We start from the raw sequence: 26,516 nt of genomic DNA, 5'->3' as shown, positions 1-26,516 counted from the left end.
AAACACAAGTGTGGTGCACATTGATCGCCCATTTGCTTTTAATGGTCCTAAGGGCAAAGTCGGACACAAAAAAGGCTTTCTCTACAATTGCCGCTTTGGTTAGGATTTACCTGATAAGCCATTTAGACGTTTATTGGGTGATTGAAAACTGTAGACGGACTTATGTCAAAAATGTAAAAGCAAAAAACAAAAGTCCTGACATACAACTCGCATTTTTCTGAAAAAAAAGGGGGGGTAGGTAATTGAAAAACAATTGAAGATATGCTTATGTTGCTGTTTATCAACACTTACAATCTTTGAAGATTGGAGATTTCTAGTTTTGTCGGTCAGTAGTGATTAAAAAATTGCCCTTCGGGCTTGTTTAAAGTTACTGATTCAATGATTTACTCACTGCCCTGAGGTCTCTTCGGACCAAGTGAGTTGATTTTTATCGGTGACAATTTGTATTTGTCGGCTCAGGAATGCTTCAATGCCGTGATCCCGGTAATTGGGATCAATGCTTACGCACAGTTGGCGGGCACGGCGGTCGTCAAACACTTCAATGAGCGTCAGACCCAACGGCTGCTCGTGGTGTTGTGCCACAATGGCCACCAAATGGCCTGCCGGCGGTGCCGATGTCAGGTTATTGGCCACATCGTGGGGGATCAGTGCCGGGTAGGCGCTTAGCAACTGAGCGGGGCTTACATCTTTGAGCAGGCGCGCAGTGACCTGAGCTGAAGGTTGCGGGGGCGTGGGCGCTGCGTCGGCGGCAGCGGGTTTGCTCTTTTTCTCGTCCAGGTCGGCCCAGAAGCACACATTGGCATAGGCGTATGCCTGTTGGTGCACCTCCATGTCGGGCGATAAAATGTTGGGTCGCATGGCCGGGATTACCTTCACGTCGTAAATCTCATCCACGCTCATGGCATAACGAATTTGTCCCACAATGGTTTTGTAGGGCAAATACACGGCCACCACGCCGGCAAACGACGTTTGGGCAATGGGCAGGTCGGCAAACACTTTGCTGTTGTGCCGCAGTTTCGATAAGCCAATGAACAGGTAATCGCCGCAACGTGCCATGCCGCGTGCAAAGCCGCCCAGCTTCACCACTACTTCGTAGCGTTTGTTGGCCACATCCACCTCAATGAGTTCGCCTTGCGCCGAATTGAGCAGGTAGAGCTTGCCATCGTACACCCTTGGCGAGTGGGGCATCGACAGGCCGCTGAGGATGATTTCGCCCGAGGGATACTCCATCAAAATGCCGCCATTGAGCTTATTGTCGCGCCAGCCATGCGCGGTGTTACCACTGCCCAGGGCTGTGAGGTATCGTATTTGATGGTTGTCAACGGCCATGCCGTTCATGTGGCAACGATCTTCGGGCAGCAACTCGCTGATGAATGGCGGTTTCCAGATGGGGGTAAAATTGTTGCGCCCATCAATTTCGGCCAGGCACGAAAACAGGGTGTTCACCCCCACCAACCGATGGTTGTTGAGGTATTCCATGTCGTGCATGGCCAGGTAACCCGTGTGAATGGTGGCACGCGGCACATACATGGCATCGTACACGTTGGGCTTGGTGGGATAAGAAGTTGCCAGGGGGGCAATGTTGTTCAATTCGATGACCTCGTGCCGGCAGGCCACCGCCAGTCGGTTTTGGGTCGATGCCATGCCCATGGCACCGGCAAAGGTTCGGGGCAGCTGCATCAGTTGATCGCCTGCCACCGGGCTCATCATCACGACCTTGCCGGCCTGATAGGTACTGATGGCCAGCGAAATGCCTAAGTCGTTTAACAATTGGGCGAATTGCGGGTTGTATTCGCAATCAAAAGGTTTGGGTGATGGGTTCATGCTTGTTTGCAATCAGATGAATATGAATTGAGATGCAAAAATAACTCGATCCTCAATATTTCATATATAATCTGTGTGCTTATGGCTGATCATTTTGATGAATCGCACCTCTGTGCTGATGAATGGGAGCTGCCCCCCTCTCTTTTTCGCCCCAAAAATAAAATGTGGCATAATGCCGATATCCATGCATCGTCAATCGGTTACCAACGATGCCCCGGATGGTGGGTGATTTGCTGCCGTGAAAAAAAAATCGGCACGGCAGGAAAAAAAATGTCATGATGTGGAGTGAGAAGTGCCATTATGCTTTTTCGCTCATCAACGAAATGCGCTCTTTGGATGTCAAGTTTGATTGGGTCGGCGGGGACGGCCTATGTGGATAAAATACAGAACTAACTCACACAATAGACGATGAATGGAAATTTTACGTGCTCTATGTCCATAAGGATGAACTGGTATTTTGTGAAGAACCGACCTTGTACGTGCCTCAAAATGAACCCCGTGGGATCTTCTCAATTAACTGAAAATCAAATATTATGTCGTGCGCATCGATCAATCCAGATAAGGACTGACCAGTAACCAGTGGCAGCGCTAAACCCTCAAGGTTTTTGAAACCTTGAGGGTTTTTGTTTTTAAGAGTAACATGGAAATCAATGTGCCACCACTATTTGGTGAATGGTCGATCCGGCGGATGTGTCGATATGCAAGAAGAAAATGCCGCGCTGATCATAGCTGAAGCTGAATGTATGAGAACGCTTAGGGGTGAAGGATTGAGCATGCACCAGAGAGCCATCGATGGTATAGATACGGATTGCGAACAAGTCGACTGACGTGGATTGAATCTCGACGGGGCCATTTGTCGGGTTGGGATACACCAAGATTTGCCCCACGGGCATGGACTCAGAGGCGGTATCGATGAGACGATTGACGGTGACGATCCATTTCAGGGTAGAACCATCTTCGGCAGTGACGGCATATACGACCGGCAGAGAAAAGTCGGTGGTTAAGCCAGATTTGGGATCAATATCCGCATTATCGGAGACGATGACCACGGGGGTGAGCCGAGAGACATCGCACCAATGCGGCATGATGATGTTGATGGTATGAGCATCCGTGTCGATGGTGCTTTCGCCGACCTGAGAGGCGATGTAGAAATTGAGGATGTCATTGTCCGAGTTGGGCTCTTCGGTGACGGTAACCGTCCATTCCGCAGAACTACCGCTCTGCGAGGTGACCACATAAGTGCGGGGTTTAGAGAGGCTGACAGTGATGCCACTTTCCGGCACCACAGAGGCTTCGGGCGATACGACGATGTCAGGCGTGAGGCTCCCCCGATCGGTTCCATAGGGGACAGAGAGCCACACCGTTCGCAGAAGCGGATCGATACGACATTCCTCCGACAGTCCGGGGATGGCAAACGAGAGGATGTCGTTGTGAGTATTGGGGCTGATGATGACATTGACACGCCAAAGCAGGCTTTCCCCACTCTGCGAAGTGATCGAGTAGATGACAGGGCGATTGAAGTCTTGCTGTACCCCACTTTCGGGCAACACCGAAGCAGCCTCCGAGACAGAGATCCGCGGCACCAGGGCACTACAGTCGGATCCATAAGGCATGGTCACCGTCACGGTGTGTGATGCAGCATTGATGACCGTTTCACCCACCTGTCCGTCAATGACGAACCCGACCATTTGATTGGCCGTATTGAGAGCATGCGACACATTCACGCGCCATGTCTGAGACAGACCACTTTGCGAGGTGACCGTATAAGTCACCGAACTGGAGAAATCCATCGACACGCCCGATGCCGGGTCAAGAGAAGCATCATCAGAGACAACGACAGCAGGCGAGAGTGAAGCCAAAGACGTCGCGTAGGGCATGACCACGCTGACGGTGTGGGCATCACGATCGATGGATGTCATCCCTACTTGTCCGGGGATGGAGAAAGCCGAGATGTCGTTGTCGTCGCTATCGGCATTACGCACGGTGACAGTCCATAATTTGCGGAGTCCGCTTTGAGATGTAACCGTATAAATGACGTCATTGGTAAAATCCTGCAGCACACCCGAGGCCGGCACGATGGATGCCATCTCCGAGACAGTGAACACAGGGGCAAGCGCCAACCGAGACACCCCATGAGGGATGGTGATCACCACTCGTTGCAGCACCGGTTGAATATCGACCACCGTTCTGATGTAGGGGATTTCAACCGCTGTGATGTCATTCATGGTGTTGGGCGCCAAACCGACATTGACCTTCCAAGAAAGTTTGGTACCACTTGCAGCCGTCACCAGGTAATAGACCGTGCCGGAGAAGTTCTGCATCATCCCGCTCTGAGGGCTAACCACGGCACCCTCGGACACCCTGATGAGGGGAGCGAGCGCCGAGAGGTTCGTTCCGTATGGCATCAACAGGCTCACCGAGTGTTCGGAAGAATGAATCATCGACTCGCCCACCTGTCCTTCGATGTGAAAGGCAATGATGTCGTTGGCCGTATTGGGGGCATTCACCACCGTCACCGCCCAGGACTGCGACACGCCAGTTTGTGACATGACGGAGTAGTTCACCCTGCTGGTGAAATCACGAGCCATGCCTGAGGCCGGATTAATGGTTGCCCCATCCGAAACGGTGATGACAGGCACCAAATTGTTTCTGCTGGTTCCATAAGGCATCACCACAGAGACAGAGTGATTGGAGGTGTTGATGAGCCTCACGCCCACCTGCCCGGGGATGGCAAACGAAAGTATGTCGTTGGCCGGGTTGGGGGCGTTGGAGACAGATATAGACCATGACTGCGGTACACTGCTTTGAGAGATCACCACATAGCCCACCGTATTGGTGAAATCACGAGCCATACCGGAGGCCGGATTGATGGTTGCCCCATCAGAAACGGTGATGACAGGCACTAAATTATTGCGACTCACCCCATAAGGCATCACCACAGAGACAGAGTGATTGGAGGTGTTGATGAGGCTCACGCCCACCTGCCCGGGGATGGCAAACGAAAGGATGTCGTTGGCCGGGTTGGGGGCGTTGGAGACAGATATTGACCAGGACTGGGGCACACCGCTTTGAGAAGAAACGACATAGTCCACCGTATTGGTGAAATCACGAGCCATGCCCGAGATCGGGTTGATGGTGGCGCCGGGCGAGATGCCAATAACGGGTGTCAGACTATTTCGGCTGGTTCCGTAAGGCATCACCACAGAAACTGAGTGCGTGGAGGCGTTGATGACACTCTCTCCCACCTGCCCTGCAATGGCGAAAGAAAGGATGTCGTTGGCCGGGTTGGGGGCGTTGGTGACGGATATTGACCAGGACTGGGACACACCGCTTTGAGAAGTGACGAGATAGTCCACCTCATCCGAGAAATCACGAGCCACACCCGAGGCCGGGTTGATGGTAGCGCCGGGCGAGATGCCAATAACGGGTGCCAGACTGTTTCTGCTGATTCCGTAAGGCATCACCACTGAAACCGAGTGCTTGGAAGCATTGATGAGACTGACACCCTCCTGCCCTGCAATGGCAAACGAAAGAATGTCGTTGGCCGGGTTGGGGGCGTTGGAGACAGATATTGACCAGGACTGAGGCACCCCGCTTTGTGAGGTCACCACATACTCCACTGTATTGGTAAAATCACGAGTCACACCTGAGGCCGGGTTGATGGTGGCGCCATCCGAAACGGTGATGACGGGCACCAAATTGGTGCGGCTGGTTCCGTAAGGCATCACCACTGAAACCGAGTGGTTGGAAGCATTGATGAGACTGACACCCTCCTGCCCTGCAATGGCAAACGAAAGAATGTCGTTGGCCGGGTTGGGGGCGTTGGAGACAGATATTGACCAGGACTGAGGCACCCCGCTTTGTGAGGTCACCACATACTCCACTGTATTGGTAAAATCACGAGTCACACCTGAGGCCGGGTTGATGGTGGCGCCATCCGAAACGGTGATGACGGGCACCAAATTGGTGCGGCTGGTTCCGTAAGGCATCACCACTGAAACCGAGTGGTTGGAAGCATTGATGAGACTGACACCCTCCTGCCCTGCAATGGCAAACGAAAGAATGTCGTTGGCCGGGTTGGGGGCGTTGGAGACAGATATTGACCATGACTGCGGTACACTGCTTTGAGAGGTCACCACATACTCCACCGTATTGGTGAAATCACGAGCCATACCGGAGGCCGGATTGATGGTTGCCCCATCAGAAACGGTGATGACAGGTGTAAGATTAGTGCGGCTGGTTCCATAAGGCATCACCACAGAAACCGAGTGGTTGGAGGCATTAATGACGCTCACTCCCACCTGTCCGGCAATGGCGAAAGAAAGGATGTCGTTGGCCGCATTGGGGGCGTTGGAGACAGATACAGACCAAGACTGAGGCACACCGCTTTGGGATGTGACAAGATAGTCCACTTCATCCGAGAAATCACGAGCCATGCCAGAGGCCGGGTTGATGGTGGCGCCGGGCGAAACGGTGATGACGGGCACCAAATTATTGCGATTCACCCCATAAGACATCACCACAGAGACAGAGTGGTCGGAGGCATTGATGACGCTCTCTCCCACCTGTCCGGCAATGGCAAACGAAAGAATGTCGTTGGCCGGGTTGGGGGCATTGGAGACAGATATTGACCAGGACTGAGGCACCCCGCTTTGGGAGGTCACCACATAACCCACCTCATCCGAGAAATCACGAGCTATGCCTGAGGCCGGATTAATGGTTGCCCCATCAGACACGGTGATGACAGGCACCAAATTGGTGCGACTGACCCCATAAGGCATCACCAGAGAAACCGAATGGCTGGTAGCATTGATAACGCTCTCTCCCACCTGTCCAGCAATGGCGAAAGAAAGGATGTCGTTGGCCGCATTGGGGGCGTTGGAGACAGATACAGACCAAGACTGCGGCACACCGCTTTGGGATGTGACAAGATAGTCCACTTCATCCGAGAAATCAAGAGCCATGCCAGAGGCCGGGTTGATGGTGGCGCCGGGCGAAACGGTGATGACGGGCACCAAATTATTGCGATTCACCCCATAAGGCATCACCACAGAGACAGAGTGATTGGAGGTGTTGATGAGGCTCACGCCCTCCTGCCCTGCAATGGCAAACGAAAGGATGTCGTTGGCCGGGTTTGGGCCGTTGGAGACAGATATTGACCAAGACTGGGGCACACCGCTTTGAGAAGTGACGAGATAGTCCACCTCATCCGAGAAATCACGAGCCATGCCCGAGATCGGGTTGATGGTGGCGCCGGGCGAGATGCCAATAACGGGTGTCAGACTATTTCGGCTGGTTCCGTAAGGCATCACCACTGAAACTGAGTGCGTGGAGGCATTAATGACGCTCGTACCTACCTGCCCGGGGATGGCAAACGAAAGGATGTCATTTGCCGGATTGGGGGCATTGGAGACAGATATTGACCAAGACTGGGGCACACCGCTTTGAGAAGAAACGACATAGCCCACCGTATTGGTGAAATCACGAGCCAAGCCCGAGGCCGGGTTGATGGTGGCGCCAGGCGAGACGGTGATGACGGGCACCAAATTGGTGCGGCTGGTTCCATAAGGCATCACCACAGAGACAGAGTGGTTGGACGCATTGATGAGGCTCTCTCCCTCCTGCCCTGCAATGGCAAACGAAAGGATGTCGTTGGCCGGGTTGGGGGCGTTGGTCACCGTCACCTTCCACAGTTGCTGATTGCCATTTTGAGCGGTCACCGTATAATCGCGAACCCGTGAAAAATTACGGGCGACTCCGGATTCCGGAGAGATGGAGGCATCCTCCGAAACCGAAATGACCGGAGAAAGAGGATCTAACCCTACCCCATAAGGCATGACCACCTTCACGGTATGCAACGAAGGGTCGATGACAGACACCCCTTCCTGGCCTGGGATGATAAACGAGAGAATGTCATTCGCGTCATTCAGCGCATTTGCCACGGTCACGAGCCAAGACTGCGAATCGCCACTTTGCGATGTCACCAAATAAGAGACCGGGGATGAGAAATTGCGCGGAGTGCCGCTCTCGGGGGTGATGATGGCGTGGTCCGACACCGAGATGAACGGCGTCAACAACGAGCGATCAGAACCATAAGGCATGATCACAGCCACACGGTGGTCGGAAGCATCAATCACGGCATTTCCCACCTGCCCCTCGATGAAGAACGACACAATGTCGTTGGCACTGTTTGGAGCCACCACAACCGACACGCTCCACGATTGGGAATCGCCATTTTGAGCCGTGACCAAGTATGAACAAGGGATGGAAAAATCGCGCGAGACACCCGAAGCCGGCGAGATGACAGCGCCGGAGGAAACCGTCATTGAAGGCGTCAAAGCCATCAGAGAAGAGCCGTAGGGCATGGTCAGGCTAACCGTGTGCATGTCACGATCAATGACCGAAGCCCCCACCTGATTGGGGATGACAAACGACGTAATGTCATTTTCAGTATTCTGCCCAATGGATACGTTCACCGTCCATGTTTTGGTGGTGAGGTTTTGCGCTTTCACAATTAACGACACCGGGTCGTTGAAGTTTTGAGCCACTCCCGAAGCCGGTGTGATGGAAGCATCGTCAGACACCCGGATGGACGGCACCAAACCATTCAGGTTGGTACCCTGCGGCATGGCAAGCGACACCGAGGCGTTGGCGCTGTTGATGACACTGGCTCCCAACTGTCCGTCAATTGAAAAAGCGACGATTTCCTTGGCATCACTGCCCGATGGGCGAGGAACGGTCATGTAGGTATCGCGTTGGTTCTCACACAAAATCCATTCATCGGGGTCAAAAGAGACACTTTTGATGGTTTTGTTAAAGTTGAAATAGAACGTCTGTGATTGCGCATTGTTATAAACCGTTTCATCGACCGAAGAACCGTCCGTAAAATTGAAGGTTAACTGAATGGGCATCTCAAACACCTCTCTCCAACCATTCATATCGTGCTGACGTTGCTCAATGGTAATACCGGCCTGGTTGTTGGCAGGATCAGAATAATAATTGTATCGATACCGAGGATAATATTCATCATAAACCCATTGTTCGAAAAAATTGAACAAATTCTTCCCGGTCATGCTTTCACACAGGTCACGTAAATCTTTGGTAGAAGCATTTCGGTACTTCCAGCGGGGATCATTGGCATAAGCCTTGATGCATCTGAAAAAATCATCGTCTCCCAAATGACCACGCAGCATGTGCAACACCCATGCACCTTTGCTATAGATGATGTTTACAAAGATGTTGAAAGGATCAGAAATGTCATCCAGGAAAACAGAACCGCCCCCCCAATACTCATATGAAGACATCTTGTTTTTATATGCCCACACCCCTTCGTATCGTTCTGCATACAAAGCTTCTGAGTATTCAGCAAATCCCTCGTTCATCCATCCATGATGCCAATTGCTGCAGGTGATCATGCAACCAAACCATTGGTGAGCCAACTCGTGCACCATGGTATAATACCAGTCACCATCAAAAGAGTTGATAATGGTGTTGGTTTGGTTTTCGATGGCAGAATAAAACCCCAGTTGGGTCATGCTATATTTTTCGTCTTTGAAAGGGTAGTCACCATAGAGTTCGATGAAGAGATCGAAAGCATTTTTAAAATCGGTGACCCCATATTGAGCTGTCCTGTAATGATCGGGAAAGACGTAGTAATAAAGCGGAAAGTCATGCCCGTTTCTCGAGTAATTATCAACGATGGTACGGTAGTTCGAGATGGCCACCATGACATAATAAGTGACAATGGGATATCGGTGACGCCACTTGAAAGTGGTGTAATCGTCGTAAACCAATTTCTCTTCGAGCACACCATTAGATATGGCGACATAGGGAAAGCCATCAACCGTTTTGTTGTTGATGGTCACATCCACATACACCGAATCGGGTTTGTCGTCGGTACCATCCTTGCAAGGCCACCAATAATGAGCCAGCCATGGGGTACTGAGAGACGCAATGACCTTTTGGGTTGACGTGATAGACCGATATACCAATCCTTTGGTGTTGTTGGCTTCCTGAGGCACGCCCTGATAAGCCACCGAGAACTGCACCTTCTCCCCCATATTAAAAGCCCGGATGAGCTTAATGACAATGGTGTTGTCGGACTTTGAAACAGACTGGGCATCGCCACTGACGGAGAGGCTATTGTGAAGAGCCGATTGTAGGTTAAGGAAGACTTGGTTCACATTGTTTTGCGTGGGAGTAAACTCCACATAAACCGTCCCACTGATGTATGGTGACTCGATGTTGATGTTCAGATCGAGATAATAAAAGGTGACATCCATGCGACCATCGGTGGATACGGCAGCGCCATAGCCTTCGGCATGAGCCGAATGTACTGGCAACATGGCAACCAGCAGGCAGGTCGTCAGCAATCTTTTAATGAGAGATGAGCATAAGAGAGTTTTCATGATGGGGTCGTTGTGGTTGGTGCATGTGAGTCATCATTTTGAAATAACAAGGCTGTATAGACGCATCTTCAGCCCGTTATGGTTGGAGAACTAAAGTGGTACATATCCACTCTGTTAAGATGGAGTTAGATATTAACCACCCATGTATCGATAAATGAGAAAGGTTGATTGGCAATTCAGATGACCAAAAGATAGATCATCCCAAAACAGGCAGCGACACGTCAGTCGCAATGCAATCATCATATTAAAATTACAGCAGGACTGACCCGAACGACAAATCATTCTGTCACCATAAAGAGGGGATTGGTCAATAAAAGGAGTGGAAGAGTGGAGGAGTTTAGAAGTGGAGGAGTGGAGAGGTTAAAGGGGGAGGCAGATGGCAGGGATTACACAAGCATTCGGGGGGGAGGACATATCATCCCTCGGGCATGGAAAAAATATTCCCTCGGGCATGGGAAAAATATTCCCTCGGGCATGAAAAACATCTTTATCCGAGTGGATAAAACATCTTTACCAAGTTTTTGAACCGAGGGTAGCACAGAGTCAAAATAAACGCTGAGGCTAAGGCGCTGAGTTGGTTTGATTCATAGATTGCGTTTAAATATGAAAGCAGATAACTCAGCATTTAATCATCGTCCTCAACTTAACGAACTAAGAACTGACGCTGAGTTGCAGTGAGGGAAGATGAGAACCAGTGAGGAGAAGAAAATCTAAGAGAATCCTCAGTGAAACTCTGTGAAATAATACTGGATGACACGAGTAAATCTAAACGCCGAGGCTAAAGGCGGTGAGTTGGTTTGGGTAAAAGATTGCATTGAAATATAAATGCAGATAACGCAAATGAGTGGCTCTATTCTGATTTGTGTGGGTAATCATAAGTATCAATTCATACTAACCATTTTTTCGTGCCCTCGAGCCAGGCGGGCTCTTACTTTTTATTCGGAAAGGGTTTGTTTTCATTTGCCCTCATGATTAAGCGTCGCTGAGCTCCGCTGAATTGGCTACAGCCCCAAAAAGTAAGCAATTTTTGCATTAAGTGAGAGCATTGTGCAAACTGTTTTGCCAATGCCGAACGTTGCAAAAATCAGCTTTGCTAAAAAAGGCCGCCGCTGACGTAAAATGGCTAAAAATCATAGGCCTTCGCTAAAATCTGCGAACTCGCAAGCTCAAACAGCGCATATTTTTTAACGCTCAGGCCTATGATTTTTTTAACGCCATTTTCCGAAGGCGGCTTAGTTACCTTGTTTGATTTCGTGCTTCCATATTTTGTTTACCCACAGAATTCGACATAGAGCCAAAGATTGCATTGAAATATAAATGCAGATAACGCAAATGAGTTATATCGTAGCCTATTAAAAGCTTGACATTATTATAAAAAGAAGGATAACTTGGGAAAGGAAGCAAGAAAAGTGGCAGAGTGGCTAATCGACGAAGTCGCTTTGCAATAGCAAAGAAAGCATGCAAGTGAATGAGTACAAAAGTGCAAGAGTGCAAGAGTGAGAAAAAAAGAAAGGGTAAAAGTACATAAGGGCATTTCCTCATTAAAATATGCCGGAACAAACCTCAAGTCCCCCTTCGGGGGATTTAGGGGGCCTTCGGAAGTTAAAATATAAACAAATGAAAACCATCACATTATTCATAACCCTGCTCATGGGACTGATGACGGCTCGCGGGGCACAGCATCATGTCAGTCCACAAGGAAGTTCCACCGGAAAGGGCAGCGCCACGTCGCCCTGGAGTTTAAGTACGGCAATGGCGCATCCGCCCTCGGTACGGGCAGGCGATACCATTTACCTTCACGGGGGTCGCTATGTGGGGCAATTCACCAGTGAGCTATGGGGCAGCAGCAGTCAGCCCATAGTGGTGATGGGAGCACCGGGAGAAACGGCCATCATCGACGGCAACAACGGCGTGTCGGCCGAAGCGGCGTTGATCATCAATGGACAACATGTGGTTTATCGCGATTTTCATGTGGCCAACAGCCACAAGGGACGCATTCAGGGAGGAAGTCCTGCGGTGGTGATCTGCAGCGGCATCAGCGTGTTTGGCGCCAACAACCGACTGACAGGGCTGATGGTATACGACAATCCGGGCAACGGCATCGGCTTTTGGTCGTCGGCCACAGAATCGGTGATTGAAGGGTGTCTCATCTTCCATAATGGCTATCAGGGAATGGATCGCGGACACGGGCATGGCATCTACACGCAAAACGCCACGGGCACCAAAACGATTCGTGATAACATTATCTTTAATGGTTTTCAATACGGCATTCACGCCTACACCGAAGGAGGAAGCATCAAAGGGTATCGCATAGACGGCAATGTGCTGTTCAATAACGGCATATTGCAACGCAACGGCACACTAAAGCCCAACATACTGATTGGGGGTTTGCAACCGGCCGACCGCATCGCTTTGTCGAACAACTTGTTATTCCAGAGCAGCAGTTTGAGCAATAACCTGGAGCTCGGATATTCGGTGGTGAACCAGACTGCCGAGATCAAAGGCAACACCATCCTCAACGGCAGCATTGCGGTGATGGTGAACAAATGGAAAAACGTGACATTCACGGGCAATCGTGTTGTTGGGCCAAAAATGTTGTTGGGAATCGATTCGCAAGGCGTCGACTACACGGTTTATCAGTGGAATAACAACAACTACCATGGCGCAGGAACCACCCCTTTTAGTCAGATGACCTGGGATGGATGGCGTTCACTGACCGGCTTCGATGCCCAAAGCAGTTGGCAAACCACATATCCCACCACCAACGACGTGTGGGTTCGCCCCATTGCCTCAATTCCCGGACGGGCACACATCATTGTCATCAACTGGCAAAAACTGGGACAAGTCAACGTCAATGTGGCTTCAGTCTTGACGCCCGGAACGCAATACGAGGTTGTTGATGCACAAAACCCAATGGCCTCTCCCCTACTCAAAGGGACTTGGAACGGCGGCCCCCTGACGTTGACAACCAACCAAACCATCGTGCAAGCCCCCAACGGAACGGTTCCCAACCAGCCGGTACACACACCGGTTGAAGTCTGTATTTATGTGCTCAAAACCATCGGCACTCCGCTACCAAAACCGGAGCCGGAACCGGAACCTACTGATACCACTTATGTAAACGCCATTACAGATTACTACCCCAACCCTACCCCCGATTTTGTGGTGATAGAATATGATTATGTGCAAGAAGTCACGCTCGATGTGCTTGTTGCCAATGAAACAGGCATGGTGGTTCATCGCGAACAGCATCCAACGACCAAAGGAAAAAACAAACTGGTGCTGAATCTCTCGCATCTGCCCAATGGATTGTATGTGGTACGTCTGGGTGAAGGCTCATCATCACTGACGTGTAAAGTGGTGAAGCAGCCTTTTGTGATAAAAACCAACCGAACCATTGTGCCCAGAGACAGCGTATCGAGGAGCTTGTGAGGTTGGAGGAATTTAGGAGTGGGGAAGTTTAGGAGTGGAGGAGTGGAAGAGTTTAGGTGTGGAGGAGGCTGGTTAAGGAGAGAGTTAACCGCAAAGGGTTAAAGAAAGAGATTTTTTCTTCTCACTGGTTCTCATCATACCTCACTGTAACTCAGTGTCAGTTCTTAGTTGATGACGCTGAGGAGGATGAGGCCACGCTGAGGTGCGCTGAGATTTTTTCTTCTCACTGGTTCTCATCATACCTCACTGCAACTCAGAGTCAGTTCTTAGTTGATGACACTGAGGAGGATGAGGCCACGCTGAGGTGCGCTGAGATTTTTTCTTCTCACTGGTTCTCATCTTCCCTCACTGCAACTCAGTGTCAGTTCTTAGTTGGTTACGCTGAGGAGGATGAGGCCACGCTGAGGTGCGCTGAGATTTTCTTCTCAATGGTTCTCATCTTCCCTCACTGCAACTCAGTGTCAGTTCTTAGTTGATGACGCTGAGGAGGATGAGGCCACGCTGAGGTGCACTGAGATTTTTTCTTCTCACTGGTCTCATCTTCCCTCACTGCAACTCAGTGTCAGTTCTTAGTTGGTTACGCTGAGGAGGATGAGGCCACGCTGAGGTGCACTGAGATTTTTTCTTCTCACTGGTTCTCATCTTCCCTCACTGCAACTCAGTGTCAGTTCTTAGTTGGTTACGCTGAGGAGGATGAGGCCACGCTGAGGTGCACTGAGATTTTTTCTTCTCACTGGTCTCATCTTACCTCACTGTAACTCAGAGTCAGTTCTTAGTTGGTTACTGACGGCTAATGACACGGCTGACGGCAGTTTTTAAGTTTTTGACCCAACCGTTATCGGGGAGCAGATGCCCGGCTTTATAAAGAGGGTTGAGCAACAGAAGTGGGAAGGTTAAAAAATAGGTGTAATAACCATAGGAATCGTAACGACGGCAACCCATGGCTTCTTTGTATTGAATGAGTCCTGCACCGCCATTATCAGCGGGGACACTCCCAAGGTTGAGGTATTTGAATTTTTTTTCGCGCAACAGGGTTTCGACGGAAGCATCCAGGAAGGAAGCCAGTCCATTTTCGTAAGCAAATTCGTTGGCTCCCATCAGGAGAGCATAATTGCGTTGTTCATCCTCGAGACAAAGCTGAATGCAATGGCGATCCTGTTCCACTTCCACCAGATAGAGCAACCCCAGCTCCGTATCGAGCAGTCGACTGAGGGATTCTTTGCCGAGATTGAGCAACCCCAGGGGATTATAATCATCGCCATATTTATTGACCCGCTTAGACTTGGTTTGCTCAATGAGCCGAAAGAGGGCTTGCAAGTCACGATGATGCTGCGAAGCCAGTAAAGCAGCGCCAATTTTCCGACCTTTTTTGACATTCTTCTTAAATCCGTAACTCATTTTGGGCGGGGTATCTTCATTGGGGAAGAAATAGATATACTCCGCGCTGTTAGTTCGCCGATAGCCTTTGGGATTGCATGGCGTGGATAATTGCTGATCGAAGGGGCGGATGCTAATTTTAGAATATCCCTGCTTACGGGCAAACGCTCTCAAAGCCATCAGAGCCTTCTCGTGCATCAGCAGGTCGTTATTGTCGATGGCCGGTCCGGCATAAAAATAGAGTTGCGTACCCTGTAAAGGACCTCCCGGAACCTCCAACCCAATGATAAAACCGACCACCTGTGGCCCCATGGCAAATTGCAGGTAGATGGGACTGCAACCGTTAATGGCCATAGACTCCACCCATTGGGGCGTGATAAACAAGCTGTGATTAAAACGCTTGAGCAAAGGCTGAATGTCAGTTGCCGATTGACGGTTGACGGTAATTGGTAGAGGTTTTGAGTTCATGATGATAATTATAAGTCCCCTCAATCCCCCGAGGGGGAAGAAAGATGGTTTAAATTTTTATAATCAATAGATGAAAACGTCAAAGGCGTAATAAAGCTCCATCCTCAATGCTCAATCACTTCCTGATGCGCCAACAGGGAACTGGTGAAAGAATGCATGTAATGCACCAAAGGGAACGAATTCAAATGATGCGTAGCATGAATGATGGGGTTGAGAATTTTATGGGGATAGACCAGAAAATTGGAGTAAGCCCCATAAACCTGATGCTCCTTAAACCCCATTGAGACTCTGAAATTAGCCAGTCCACTTCCGGGGTCCGCCGACGCGAGATTGTAGTACCTGGCAGAGTCGCCAAACTTATTTATAAGAGAGTGTTTCACAAACTGGTGAAAACCATGATCGTAGGCAAACTGGTCAGACCCAATGATCAGCCCAAAAATCTTACCATCTCTAATCAATAAAAAATTCACACAATGCACCTGCCCCTCAGCCGAGACCACATATTGCCGACCTAAGCCGGAATCGAGCAACCGTTTAAGAGACTGTTCATTGACCCTAAAATAAGGAAACGGGACATAAGCCCCCTCATGCTTATCGTTACGAAGAGAATATGTAATTTTCAATAGTTCAACCAGCTGTTTTAAGGCAGCTTCAGAATTGTCTTCAACAATGGTTGCATTGACCTTTTCGGCTTTCTTGACGTTCTTCAGGAAGCTTTTATGAACGGTTTCCAAACTATGATCTTCGTCAAAATGATAAACATACTCACACCGTTCGGTTCGTCTCAATCCGTTATCGGAGCAAAAAAAACTGTGCTGTTGGTCATAAGACTTAATATTCAACTTAACCACCCGATGACGGGCAGCATATTGAACCATGGATTTGACCAAGTTGCAATAGAGCGAGGCATCGGAGTTGGATCGCATGGCAGGACCTGCATAAAAATAGAACTGCTTCCCTTTAAGTCCCTTCCCATTAAATGCCAATCCGGCCATTTTCCCATACACCAGATCCTGACGTGATAAATGGAAAAAAACCGGTTGAGTTTCCTTGTCTGCCATGGCACCCACCCACTCGGGTGTACAGAACAGACTGTACTGAAAATCAAACAAATCGTTGTTGTACACCTCAGCACTGACTTTCTCTACATGATATTCTGTTCTCATATTGTGGAAATTTTGTCCGGCCAATCATTTCGTTCAGTCGGTTGATTATATATTAAATCATCATCAAGACATTGAATCATCGCTGGAGTGAAGCATTTCATCACCATATATCTCACAATTAACAACTTACACATTCGTCACACACCAATCATCACTTGGAAGCAGACGCCAGTAATCTACTGACTTGTTTTTTAGTCCAATTGACAGCCGGTGTATCAGGGAGCATCTTACCGGCCAACATCAACGGGTTGATAAGACGATGAGGAAAAGTCAGGTAATACGTATAATAACCATGGCGCACCTGCTTCTGCCCACCTAGCCCTTCCTTAAAGAGCGACAAGCCTTGACCTTCGTCTTTGAGCAGTTCACCACCAAGGTTAAAATAAGCAAACCCCTCATCGTGGTAGTATTGAATCATGTGATAGTCAATGAGCGAGGAGATGCCGTTTTGATAAGCATCATCAATAGAGGCTTTCAGGACATTATAAGCCTTCAGATTATATTCCACGTTCAACTCAACGCTATAGACCGTATCCTCAATGGTGGCACAATAAAGAACGGCCGTTTGCGTGTCAAGCAATCGTTGAATCGAATCACGATTGAGGTTGTAAAGGTAGAAAGGGGAATAATCATTCCCCAGACGGGCGTTTCGTCGTTGCTGAGTGGCAGACAACAATGCCAGCAGCGTATCTAAGGCTTTGACAGAACAGCACCGATGAATGGTCACATTTTGTTTTTGAGCTTTTTTGATGTTTCGCCATATTCGGGAACTGATGTGTTTTTTTTCATCATATCCATCAAAACGGATGGGAAATTCATGAGTTTTCGTGCTATGAAAACCACAGATGTTCACCAAGTGCATCTGTTGTTGATCCCAAGGTCTGATATTAATTCGGGTATACCCATTGATTTTCGCAAAGTGCTTGAGGGCTTTCAGGCAATGACACAAATTCTCAGGGGTATTGGGCATCAGAGCCGGTGCCGAGTAAAAGTAGAGTTGTCGTCCCTGAAGGCGGTTCCCCGAGATGGCGAGTCCGGCCAAAAGCCCCAAACGCCTATCGGTATTTAATATCTCAAAATACACAGGCATCGAATGGTTATCGCACATTGCCTCGACCCAATGCCGTGTGATAAAGAGGCTGTGGGGAGAAGCATCCAAGAGCGATTGATAACGTTCGGGCGTCAATGCATGAACAGCAACATGGGTTGTCATAGGCAAATTACCAATGGTTAAACAGAAGAACCTGCAAACTGATGACTCACAGCCACCTTAATTTTTTTGACCAACGGATAATCAGGCAGACATTGGCCGGCTTTCATTAACGGATTGAGCAACCGATGCGGATAAGAAAGGAAAAAAGTATGTGCTCCGTGCCGTTCCTGTCGGGTGGCACCCATCCCTTCCTTAAACATGGCGAGTCCCTGCCCGTCCTCGCCCTTGAGATCCCCACCATAATTGTAATAAACCATGCCGTTTTTCATGAAACGGTTGATGGTCATATAGTCGAGATAAGAAGCCAATCCATTTCGATACCCAAACTCATCACTGCCCTTGAGAACGTTATAGATTCGGCCATTGTGCTCCACCACATATTCCATGCAATGCGGGATGCCATCGGTCTCCACATAGTAAATGGTCGCAAACCCGGTGTCGAGGAGGTTCTGTAGCGAACGTTCCTGCAAATTGTAAAGGTAAAAAGGGTCATAAGCCACGCCAAACTTCCCGGTGCGCCGTTGGCGGGTGGCATTGAGCATGTTCAAGAGCATAGCCAACAGTTGAGGGGTTCTCCCTTCGCGAATGGAGGCATTGAGTTTAAACCCTTTCTTGATATTTTTTTGGATGCGCGTGCTGCATGTGATTTCCTGCTGAGGATGATTCTCAGGAAAGATGACATACTCATAAGTTTCGGTGTTCGTAAACCCCCGAGCCCTGCATTGATGACACCCCTGTTGATCCCATGGTCTGATGAAGATGCGCGAATATCGGTGAGATGCCGCAAAACGCTTCAAAGAAGACAAACAACAACTATACAACACCTTACAATTATCACGAATGGCAGGTCCGGAATAACAATAAAATTGATTACCCCGTACATTTTCACCTTTGATGATCAACCCGGCAATGAGCCCCACTTGTTGACCATCACTGACGAACTCCAAAAAGAGAGGCACGTCCTTATCATCAGCCATGCCCATGACCCATTGACGAGTAATGAACACGCTGTAAGGATAATGAAGCAAATCGGATTCATATTGATCCGGTGATATGGGTCGGGTGATACAGGGTTGAGATTTCATGTGTCATTAATTTGTATTACAATGATTTCTACAAATACAGAGTATGATTAAACGCTGAGGCGCTAAGGCGCTGAGTGGGTTTGGGTAATAGATGCAGTTAATATAAATGAGTTTTATAGTAGTCCACTAAAAACGCGCTAACAGGCATATTTAAGTATGTTGATGCAGTTGATATGGCTCTTTTCATTCAGGTAAAAAGTATTAAGAAGAGAATATCGAGACACAAGACGATGATTTGTATGAATCATGCGCGTGTGTGTCGTAATATCAGGCATGGTGTTTTAATTTGTTTATCATTACCCCCAGGGGGACATGAGTTTATTTGTAATTTTTTAAAATACAGTCATCTATCTCATGCTCTGTTTTAAATGGTTTTATCAGAAAAAGTCCATGGCAAAAAAATGAACGTTAACCATTTACATCAACCAACGACAGAATACCTCAATGAAAAAAGGCGACATCAATGCAACTCATTTGCACATCTATACCAAGCTCTTTAAAAAGCTCACCACGCGGTTATTGTCGGGCAATTTACGTCCCATGCACATGATGGGATTGAGAACGTTGTGAGGAATGGTGAGGAAATTGGTCGTAGCCCCAGCCATATCGATACGGGTACCTCCCAACGCTTTTTTATATTTTTCGATTCCCTCTCCTCCTTCACCTTCGGGTCCTCCCCCCGGATTGTAATAGATAAACCCATGTTGCCGATAATGTTCAATGAGGTGATAATCGACAAACGAAGGGAGTCCATTTTGATACGCATAATTATCGGAACCCATGAGAAGGCCGTACACCTTACCGCGATATTCGATGTTGAACTGCACACTATGCACGCGGCCATCGGTCAATGTGTAATACATGACCCCCATGCCGTTGTCGAGCAACCGTTGTAAAGAATCAGCATTGAGGTTCGGTAAATAAAATGGGTTGTATGCTTTGCCATACTTGAGCTCCCGAAGGTCACGAGTCACGCCCATGAGGTTGAGCATTTTATCGAGGGTCATCAGGGATCGGTCGTGATGAAAAGTTGTACCTGCTTTTTCAGCTTTTTTGACATTTTTCTTAAACCCGGTACTGAAATGAATAGGTTGACCGGATTGAAAATCGACCACATATTCGTATCGCGGTGTTTGAAAGAACCCCTCGGCCGTGGTGAGCAAGCTGTTTTGCTGGTCGTAAGAACCAATGATGAGGCGTGCAATCCCCTTATTTTGTGCATAATGCCTCAACGCCACACAACACTCGTCATAAACAGCCTGATTGGCACCTTTAAGAGCCGGAGCGGCATAAAAGTAGAGTTGCTTTCCCTTAAGCGTATGCCCCTTGGTGATGAGCCCTGCGATTTTAGCCACCACCTGATTACGCTTAACCAGATCGATGTAAATAGCTTTGCACGAGTCATTTTCCATGGCCGAGAGCCAAGGAGGGGTAATAAAAAGGCTGAAAGAATAATCCGAAAGACTCTCCTCCCATTCCGATATCGGTATTTCATTGATTGTCATCATGGTTTAGGTTTGGTAAGGTAGTTTGTTATGATCAAAAAACAACAACATTCAAGGCGCTACATTTAAAACACTAACGATTCACGTTTTTGCTTTTTGATGCAATCATCTTTACAATCGACGAATTTATGAGCGGCATTGTCTTGTTATTTTAGGATACAATTTAATGTGATTTCAACCCCTGATGGTCATTTTTTTATGAAAGACGATTTTTTGAGGGTGAGAGTCCGTTAAGTCGTCGGGGTAATTGCAGCTAGTGCACATCAGCAGTCAAGGGATGAGGCAATTCAAAGCCTTTTGGGCATTGGAGAACCACCACACAAACAACCTAATAATCAAAACACTAAAACACAAAAGCACTGAACATTGCGGACTCATGACATTATGTATTATGAAGAGAATCCAGACAATAAAATTGCACAAAAAAAGGGGTTGAATTTGTTGTTCAGGGAGACCACCTGCAAACAGAATGCGTCAATTGAGTGAATTACCGGAGTAATTGCCACACATTTTGGTGCGACACCGACCAGTTTGCGACATTATTTATATTTTTGGGGACATTTTTAAACAACCGGAGATGACGAAAGAGAAAGATATTATCCTGCTAAATGTATCGGGGGTTGACAAACCCGGACTAACAGCATTACTGACAGGCATTTTAGCTCAATACAACGTCAACATATTGGATATTGGGCAGGCCGTCATTCACGAAGATCTTGGTTTGGGCATCCTGTTTGAGGTATCGGAAAAAGCCGAATCATCGCCCATCTTAAAAGATTTGTTGTTTAAGGCCTACGAACTCGGACTGAACATCAAGTTCACGCCCATTCCGCGAGATCGCTACCAGGAGTGGGTGTCGCATCAGGGAAAAGAACGATACATCATCACCCTATTGTCGCGCAAGCTTAAAGCCGATCAATTGGCGCAAGTAACCAAAATCATCTCAGATCAGGACTTGAACATCGACATCATCAGTCGCCTGTCGGGACGCATTCCGCTGGATGCCAACAACGGGCACACCAAGAATGTGGTAGAATTTTCGGTACGCGGCACACCCAAAGACGAAGAGAAACTCAAGAAGGAGTTTTTTGAAATATCGAAGGTGGCCGGTGTAGACATCGCTTTCCAGGTAGATAACATCTTTCGTCGCAATCGCCGTCTGGTGTGTTTCGATATGGATTCGACGCTCATACAGGCCGAAGTCATTGACGAACTGGCGCGCAAAGCCGGCGTGTACGACGAGGTGAGTGCAATCACCGAAGCAGCCATGCGAGGGGAACTCGACTTTAAAGAGAGTTTTGCCAAACGCGTGAGTCTGCTCAAAGGACTTGACGAAAAGGTGATGAAAGAAATCGCCGAAAAACTGCCGTTGACCGAAGGCGCCGAGCGATTGTTTAAAACTCTGAACAAATACGGGTATCGAACAGCCATTCTTTCAGGTGGTTTTAACTATTTTGGCCACTATTTGAAAAATAAGTTAGGCATCGATTACGTGTTTGCCAACGAACTGGAGATCATTGACGGCAAACTCACCGGCAACTACGTGGGCGAGGTGGTGGATGGCGCTAAGAAAGCCGAATTATTGAAGTTACTGGCCTTTAAAGAAGGCATCCACCTTGATCAGGTGATTGCCGTAGGGGACGGTTCCAACGACTTGCCGATGATACAATTGGCCGGTTTGGGCATTGCTTTTCACGCCAAACCGAAGGTAAAAGCCTCGGCCAAACATTCAATTTCCGAAATCGGACTCGATGCCATTTTGTACTTATTGGGCTTCCGCGATCGAGAAATCAACATTTAAGGGAACTTGGGCAGAGATATTTCTTCCCAAAGACCGGACTTCACACAAAACTAAAAAAGCATTTGCAGAAATTGCGAATGCTTTTTGTTTTAGGAAGGAGTTAAAAAAAATAAGGGTTGGGTAATATTTTTACACGATTTGATTCTATTTACAGTTCAAAGATAGAGGTCTGATCGCATTTGAACAATTGACGAGACTCAAAAAAGAAAGTGACCACCAAGCGATGAGAAATAAGACACCTCTTAAATTATCAACCAATTAGACACCACAAGCCATCAACGGAAATTGATCAGCATCAATTAAGATAAAAAGGTGCGAATAATGTAGATCAAGCATCAAAAAATGGACAAACCAGCAAGGGGGTTGAAGTGGAGAAGTGGATATTATAAGCTCATGCGTTTTCGGAACCGAGAAATCGTTTCGGGGGTCACATTGAGACACGCGGCGATTTTGGTTTGCGAGAGCTGTGGCACGATGTTTTTATGGATATTGACAAAATGCAAATATTGATTGAATGGTGAGAGCGTTAATATTTCATTCACGCGCAACATCTCCTCAAATAGGGATTGCTCATACATCATGAGCGCAATTTTTTCGAAAGTGGGCGAAATGGTCAGTAATTTGTCCAACCGATTAGCATCAAAGCAAATGATAAGACCCGGCACAAGAGCTTCGATGAAAAATGAAGAGGGTTGTTTGTAACGAATACTGATGACATCGGCCACAAAGCGGCGATGATTATAAACGTTATGAGTGACCTCTTTTTCGTCGTTTTGGGCATACATGCGTAAAGCACCCTCGAGCACAAAAAAGTAATACCCGGCCTGCTTTCCGGGCATCTGAATCACCTGTCCACTTTGAGTTTCGATCACATCAAAAAAAGTATCGAGCAGCTCCCATTCGGCATCATTTACATGAATCTTCCCCGAAATAATATTTTTAAAATCGTGACGTGCTTTCTCCTTCATAAACCTGATTTTAATAACAGACAGGAGAGTTTCATCAATTTTGACACATTCATGGCATTCATTAAAAGGTCTTGTAATTTATTAATTTTCTCTTAACAATATGAGGACGAATGGATATTTTTTATCAACAAGACGTTGAGAAGTGGAGGAGTTGAGAAGTGGAGGAGTGTATAAGTTGAGGAGTTGAGGAGTCTATAAGTTGAAAAGAGTAAGAAACAAATACAGAGAAAGAAGTAAACACTGAGGTGCTAAAATACTGATATGGCATGAGTTATGGATTGAGTTAAAATACAAATGCAGATAACTTAGAAAAGTTATATAGTAATCCCTCATCAACCGGCATCATATCCACTGAATAATAACAACTTACAATATTATCACGTAAGAGTGATTGACGAATAGAGAACATACACAAAGTGAGAAAGGCAAGAATTTCGTTGCATGCAGAGGATGATCAGCCGTAAAAAAAGGGATTGCTGGACGCAAAGCACCAACAACCCCGTTTATTCAATTCAGCATCAAAGAAATAAAGAGATCTTTAAATTACAAGACAATAGATTATTTGCCCGGTGTGTTGAGAATTGGCTTCAAGAGTTTGACACCATAAATACCGCCGGCAATGGAACCGGGAAGTGCTTCAAAACGCACCGTGATTTTGTTCCCCACAGAAGCATTGATCAACTCAGCGGGAATGGGATAATCGACCGAAAAGAACTGACTGCCTTGGCTGCCTGTTAAATCGACGCGAGTGAGCAACTGATCGTTGATCAGGATATTAAAACTACGGCCACGATCCTGCCCGAAATAGGTAATTTGAAGAATGGCCGATGTGGACTCCGGCTTTTTGAGGTCATAGCTAAACCAACCTGCAGCATGGCGCCAGTGACGATCCATGTGAATGCCACTTTCGGTGTCCTTAAAACGAATGTTATGATCCGACTCCGGTTGTTGCTGACCGGGATTGACCTGATCGATGGTTCGCGCCTCCAGGCGAAGTCTCTCTTCTTCACGCTTCTGAGCTTCAGCCATGTTGCGTTCATATTCATCGGGTGTCATCACCTTAAAATAGGTCTGATAACGGACATCATGAATGGTATGAAAAGGCACCAACTCAATGTCGGACGATGCGTTGACGAGATGAGTTCGTGGCAGAAGATAATGGAGAGGAGCATTCGATTTTGGTTTGATGACATCGGTGAGTTGTGCCGGATTGGCGATGATGACCGGTGCTTCGAAGATGGGCAAGAGAGCCCCCTGAGCCACATGCCCCATGCGACTGTCATCGGCACGTAGTCCGTCGAGATGTTCGTGGCCACAAACGGCAGCCAGTACAATGGGACCATGTCGGAACGAAGCCCACCCGGAACCATCGGGCAGCATCTCGGTCTCGGTACGCATGGGCAACTCTACACGGATGCAATCGCCATTTTTCCAGGTACGGCGGATGACCCAATAACCATTCACCTCGCTGACGGCCAAGGGCTTCCCGTTGACAGAGATTTTCGCGTCAGATGCCACCACCCAACGAGGCTTTCGAATCTTCAAGGCTATTGTTTTCTTTTTGGCCAAATGGAACTGCAATGAAGTTCCCTCCTCGGCGGGGAAAGCGGTAGATTGCGTCAGTGAGAGTCCCTGCTGTTTCCAATTTAAGACTGATGCCATAAACAGATTGACATACAAGGTATCCTGATGATGAGCATAAACCAGTTCACCATACTTGGAGTGATTTTCCATTCCCGACCCCACACAGCACCAAAAAGCCTGTTCGGGCTGGGAATACACACGATAATGCCGTGGGCGCATGGAGGTAAAATAGACATATCCGCCCAGGTCGGGATGTTGAGAGGAGAGAATGTGGTTATACATGGCCTGCTCATAGTAATCGATATATCGGGTATCGCCGCTCATGGTCCAAAGCATGCGCGAGAGTTTGAGCATATTATAAGTATTACACGTCTCAGGGCCTTCGCGCGACTCCATCATGGATGTAAAATCGTTGGCCGGATGAAAATGTTCACTCACACTATTTCCCCCAATGGAAACACTGCGTTGATTGACCACATTGTCCCAAAAAAACACAGCGGCATTGTGCCAAGCGGTATCAGCAGCCATCTCAGCCACACGTTCAAAACCTATCACCTTAGGGATTTGAGTGTTCGCATGCATGCCATTGAGTCTGTCCTGATGATGCAACAACGGGTCAAGAAGCAGACGGTGCGAAAACCGACGAGCCAATTGCAGATAACGATCGTTGCCCGTGAGGGCTGCCACATCGGCCAAAGTCTCGTTCATTCCACCGTATTCGGCACGCAGCATCAGCTCCATGCGTTCGTCACTCAATCCACTGCAGAGCTCCACACACCAATCGCACAGCTGAATGAGGACATCGCGAGCTTTTTGATTTTGGCCAATCACCCACGCATCGCGCAACCCGGCAAAGGTCTTGTGCAGATTGTACCAAGGAACCCATTTGCCATTGAGGGAGAAACTGCCCACATCCAAATGGTCGTTTTTCACGTCATCCCACAGCGCCTTGCTCCCCGGGACACCGCCCACATACCCATTTCCATAATGCTGTTGACAAAGCGCCAGCTCGTCAATCATATAATCAAGACGTTTTTTTACCGCCGTATCATTGGTCACAGCCCACAACTGCGACAGTGCTGTGAGATAATGCCCGCCAATATGACCATCGAGGCCGGTGTTTTCCCAATTCCCATACAAGGGAGCCTTGGGATCGAGACCGGCTTCGCGACGGAAGGGCGCCAATAATCGATCCGGATTATGCGACATGATATAAGACTGACTCAATGACTGATGCTTGAGCAAGGTTGTATCCATCACCTTCACGTCACCCAACGGAAAGGTTTGTATTTGCGCCGACATGCCACTGCTAACCAGCAGGGTCATCCCGACCAACAAGAGTTGTTTGATCATTTGATAACTGTATATGATTAAGATGAAGATCAAAAATAGTTAAAAAAGTGTTGACCGAAGTGGATTTATAGGGATGATAGGGGGATAGATTTGGGAATCGTTACACTTTCAGACATCGATTTTATGAATTCAGACATTCATCTGCTTACGAAGTATCTGCTATGAAAAAAATCGTCAAATAAAAAAGAAGAAGATGGGCTGACGTAAGACAGATTGACGAAGTCGAAGGAAACAGACGTCACAAAGAGAAATTCACATGCCTTGTATATGACGAAACTTCTCGCAGCGACAAGAGATAACTACTAACGAGACTTAAAAATGAAAAAATAAGC

At 47.9% G+C, this 26,516-nt stretch carries 12 protein-coding genes; 3 read left to right on the top strand and 9 right to left on the bottom strand.

Annotated features, from left to right (window positions below):
- Nucleotides 1-387: 387 nt before the first annotated feature.
- On the bottom strand, nucleotides 388-1,824 hold the full coding sequence (locus LX69_RS13060) for a TIGR03032 family protein (protein WP_111446500.1): 1,437 nt from the start codon (nucleotides 1,822-1,824) through the stop codon (nucleotides 388-390).
- Between the two features lie 81 nt (nucleotides 1,825-1,905).
- Here LX69_RS13060 and LX69_RS18000 point away from each other — a divergent pair, with 81 nt between their 5' ends.
- Nucleotides 1,906-2,103 (top strand): hypothetical protein, encoded by a 198-nt coding sequence (locus tag LX69_RS18000; protein ID WP_111446499.1) that lies wholly within the window; start codon nucleotides 1,906-1,908, stop codon nucleotides 2,101-2,103.
- Nucleotides 2,104-2,471: 368 nt separating this feature from the next.
- Here LX69_RS18000 and LX69_RS13050 read toward each other — a convergent pair whose 3' ends face one another.
- Nucleotides 2,472-10,232, bottom strand: coding sequence for a DUF5018 domain-containing protein (locus LX69_RS13050; RefSeq protein WP_111446498.1), 7,761 nt, complete (start codon nucleotides 10,230-10,232; stop codon nucleotides 2,472-2,474).
- A 1,617-nt stretch (nucleotides 10,233-11,849) separates the two neighbouring features.
- On the opposite strand from LX69_RS13050, the gene LX69_RS13045 reads away from it, so the two are divergent.
- On the top strand, nucleotides 11,850-13,664 hold the full coding sequence (locus tag LX69_RS13045) for a right-handed parallel beta-helix repeat-containing protein (protein WP_170124390.1): 1,815 nt from the start codon (nucleotides 11,850-11,852) through the stop codon (nucleotides 13,662-13,664).
- Nucleotides 13,665-14,444: 780 nt separating this feature from the next.
- Here the strand turns inward: LX69_RS13045 and LX69_RS13040 are convergent.
- The 5 genes from LX69_RS13040 to LX69_RS13020 form a co-directional block, all read right to left on the bottom strand.
- Nucleotides 14,445-15,509, bottom strand: a complete 1,065-nt coding sequence (locus tag LX69_RS13040) for a hypothetical protein (RefSeq protein WP_111446496.1) — start codon at nucleotides 15,507-15,509, stop codon at nucleotides 14,445-14,447.
- A gap of 104 nt (nucleotides 15,510-15,613) precedes the next feature.
- Nucleotides 15,614-16,675 (bottom strand): GNAT family N-acetyltransferase, encoded by a 1,062-nt coding sequence (locus LX69_RS13035; RefSeq protein WP_111446495.1) that lies wholly within the window; start codon nucleotides 16,673-16,675, stop codon nucleotides 15,614-15,616.
- Nucleotides 16,676-16,826: 151 nt separating this feature from the next.
- On the bottom strand, nucleotides 16,827-17,888 hold the full coding sequence (locus LX69_RS13030; protein WP_111446494.1) for a GNAT family N-acetyltransferase: 1,062 nt from the start codon (nucleotides 17,886-17,888) through the stop codon (nucleotides 16,827-16,829).
- A 17-nt stretch (nucleotides 17,889-17,905) separates the two neighbouring features.
- On the bottom strand, nucleotides 17,906-18,973 hold the full coding sequence (locus tag LX69_RS13025) for a GNAT family N-acetyltransferase (RefSeq protein WP_111446493.1): 1,068 nt from the start codon (nucleotides 18,971-18,973) through the stop codon (nucleotides 17,906-17,908).
- Nucleotides 18,974-19,455: 482 nt separating this feature from the next.
- Nucleotides 19,456-20,481 (bottom strand): GNAT family N-acetyltransferase, encoded by a 1,026-nt coding sequence (locus LX69_RS13020; RefSeq protein WP_111446492.1) that lies wholly within the window; start codon nucleotides 20,479-20,481, stop codon nucleotides 19,456-19,458.
- Between the two features lie 574 nt (nucleotides 20,482-21,055).
- Here LX69_RS13020 and serB point away from each other — a divergent pair.
- Nucleotides 21,056-22,279: a phosphoserine phosphatase SerB gene (gene serB / locus LX69_RS13015; RefSeq protein ID WP_111446491.1), complete on the top strand. Its 1,224-nt coding sequence runs from the start codon at nucleotides 21,056-21,058 to the stop codon at nucleotides 22,277-22,279.
- Between the two features lie 383 nt (nucleotides 22,280-22,662).
- On the opposite strand, the gene LX69_RS13010 is transcribed toward serB, so the two are convergent.
- Both LX69_RS13010 and LX69_RS13005 read right to left on the bottom strand, forming a co-directional pair.
- Nucleotides 22,663-23,247 carry a Crp/Fnr family transcriptional regulator gene (locus tag LX69_RS13010; protein WP_111446490.1) on the bottom strand — a complete coding sequence of 195 codons (585 nt, stop codon included), beginning with the start codon at nucleotides 23,245-23,247 and terminating at the stop codon, nucleotides 22,663-22,665.
- Nucleotides 23,248-23,805: 558 nt separating this feature from the next.
- Entirely contained in the window at nucleotides 23,806-26,184 is a 2,379-nt protein-coding gene (locus LX69_RS13005; protein WP_111446501.1) for a glycoside hydrolase family 127 protein, read from the bottom strand.
- Nucleotides 26,185-26,516: the final 332 nt, after the last annotated feature.

This window comes from Breznakibacter xylanolyticus (genome assembly GCF_003254275.1).
In the GTDB taxonomy this organism is placed as follows: Bacteria; Bacteroidota; Bacteroidia; order Bacteroidales; family Marinilabiliaceae; genus Breznakibacter; species Breznakibacter xylanolyticus.
Note: the sequence above shows the minus strand (reverse complement) of the source record. Positions and strands in the feature narration are given on the sequence as shown.

Coding starts and splice junctions, on each gene's coding strand:
- LX69_RS13060 (WP_111446500.1), bottom strand. CDS start 1,824: ATGAACCCATCACCCAAACCTTTTGATTGCGAATACAACCCGCAATTC.
- LX69_RS18000 (WP_111446499.1), top strand. CDS start 1,906: ATGGCTGATCATTTTGATGAATCGCACCTCTGTGCTGATGAATGGGAG.
- LX69_RS13050 (WP_111446498.1), bottom strand. CDS start 10,232: ATGAAAACTCTCTTATGCTCATCTCTCATTAAAAGATTGCTGACGACC.
- LX69_RS13045 (WP_170124390.1), top strand. CDS start 11,850: ATGAAAACCATCACATTATTCATAACCCTGCTCATGGGACTGATGACG.
- LX69_RS13040 (WP_111446496.1), bottom strand. CDS start 15,509: ATGAACTCAAAACCTCTACCAATTACCGTCAACCGTCAATCGGCAACT.
- LX69_RS13035 (WP_111446495.1), bottom strand. CDS start 16,675: ATGAGAACAGAATATCATGTAGAGAAAGTCAGTGCTGAGGTGTACAAC.
- LX69_RS13030 (WP_111446494.1), bottom strand. CDS start 17,888: ATGACAACCCATGTTGCTGTTCATGCATTGACGCCCGAACGTTATCAA.
- LX69_RS13025 (WP_111446493.1), bottom strand. CDS start 18,973: ATGAAATCTCAACCCTGTATCACCCGACCCATATCACCGGATCAATAT.
- LX69_RS13020 (WP_111446492.1), bottom strand. CDS start 20,481: ATGATGACAATCAATGAAATACCGATATCGGAATGGGAGGAGAGTCTT.
- serB (WP_111446491.1), top strand. CDS start 21,056: ATGACGAAAGAGAAAGATATTATCCTGCTAAATGTATCGGGGGTTGAC.
- LX69_RS13010 (WP_111446490.1), bottom strand. CDS start 23,247: ATGAAGGAGAAAGCACGTCACGATTTTAAAAATATTATTTCGGGGAAG.
- LX69_RS13005 (WP_111446501.1), bottom strand. CDS start 26,184: ATGATCAAACAACTCTTGTTGGTCGGGATGACCCTGCTGGTTAGCAGT.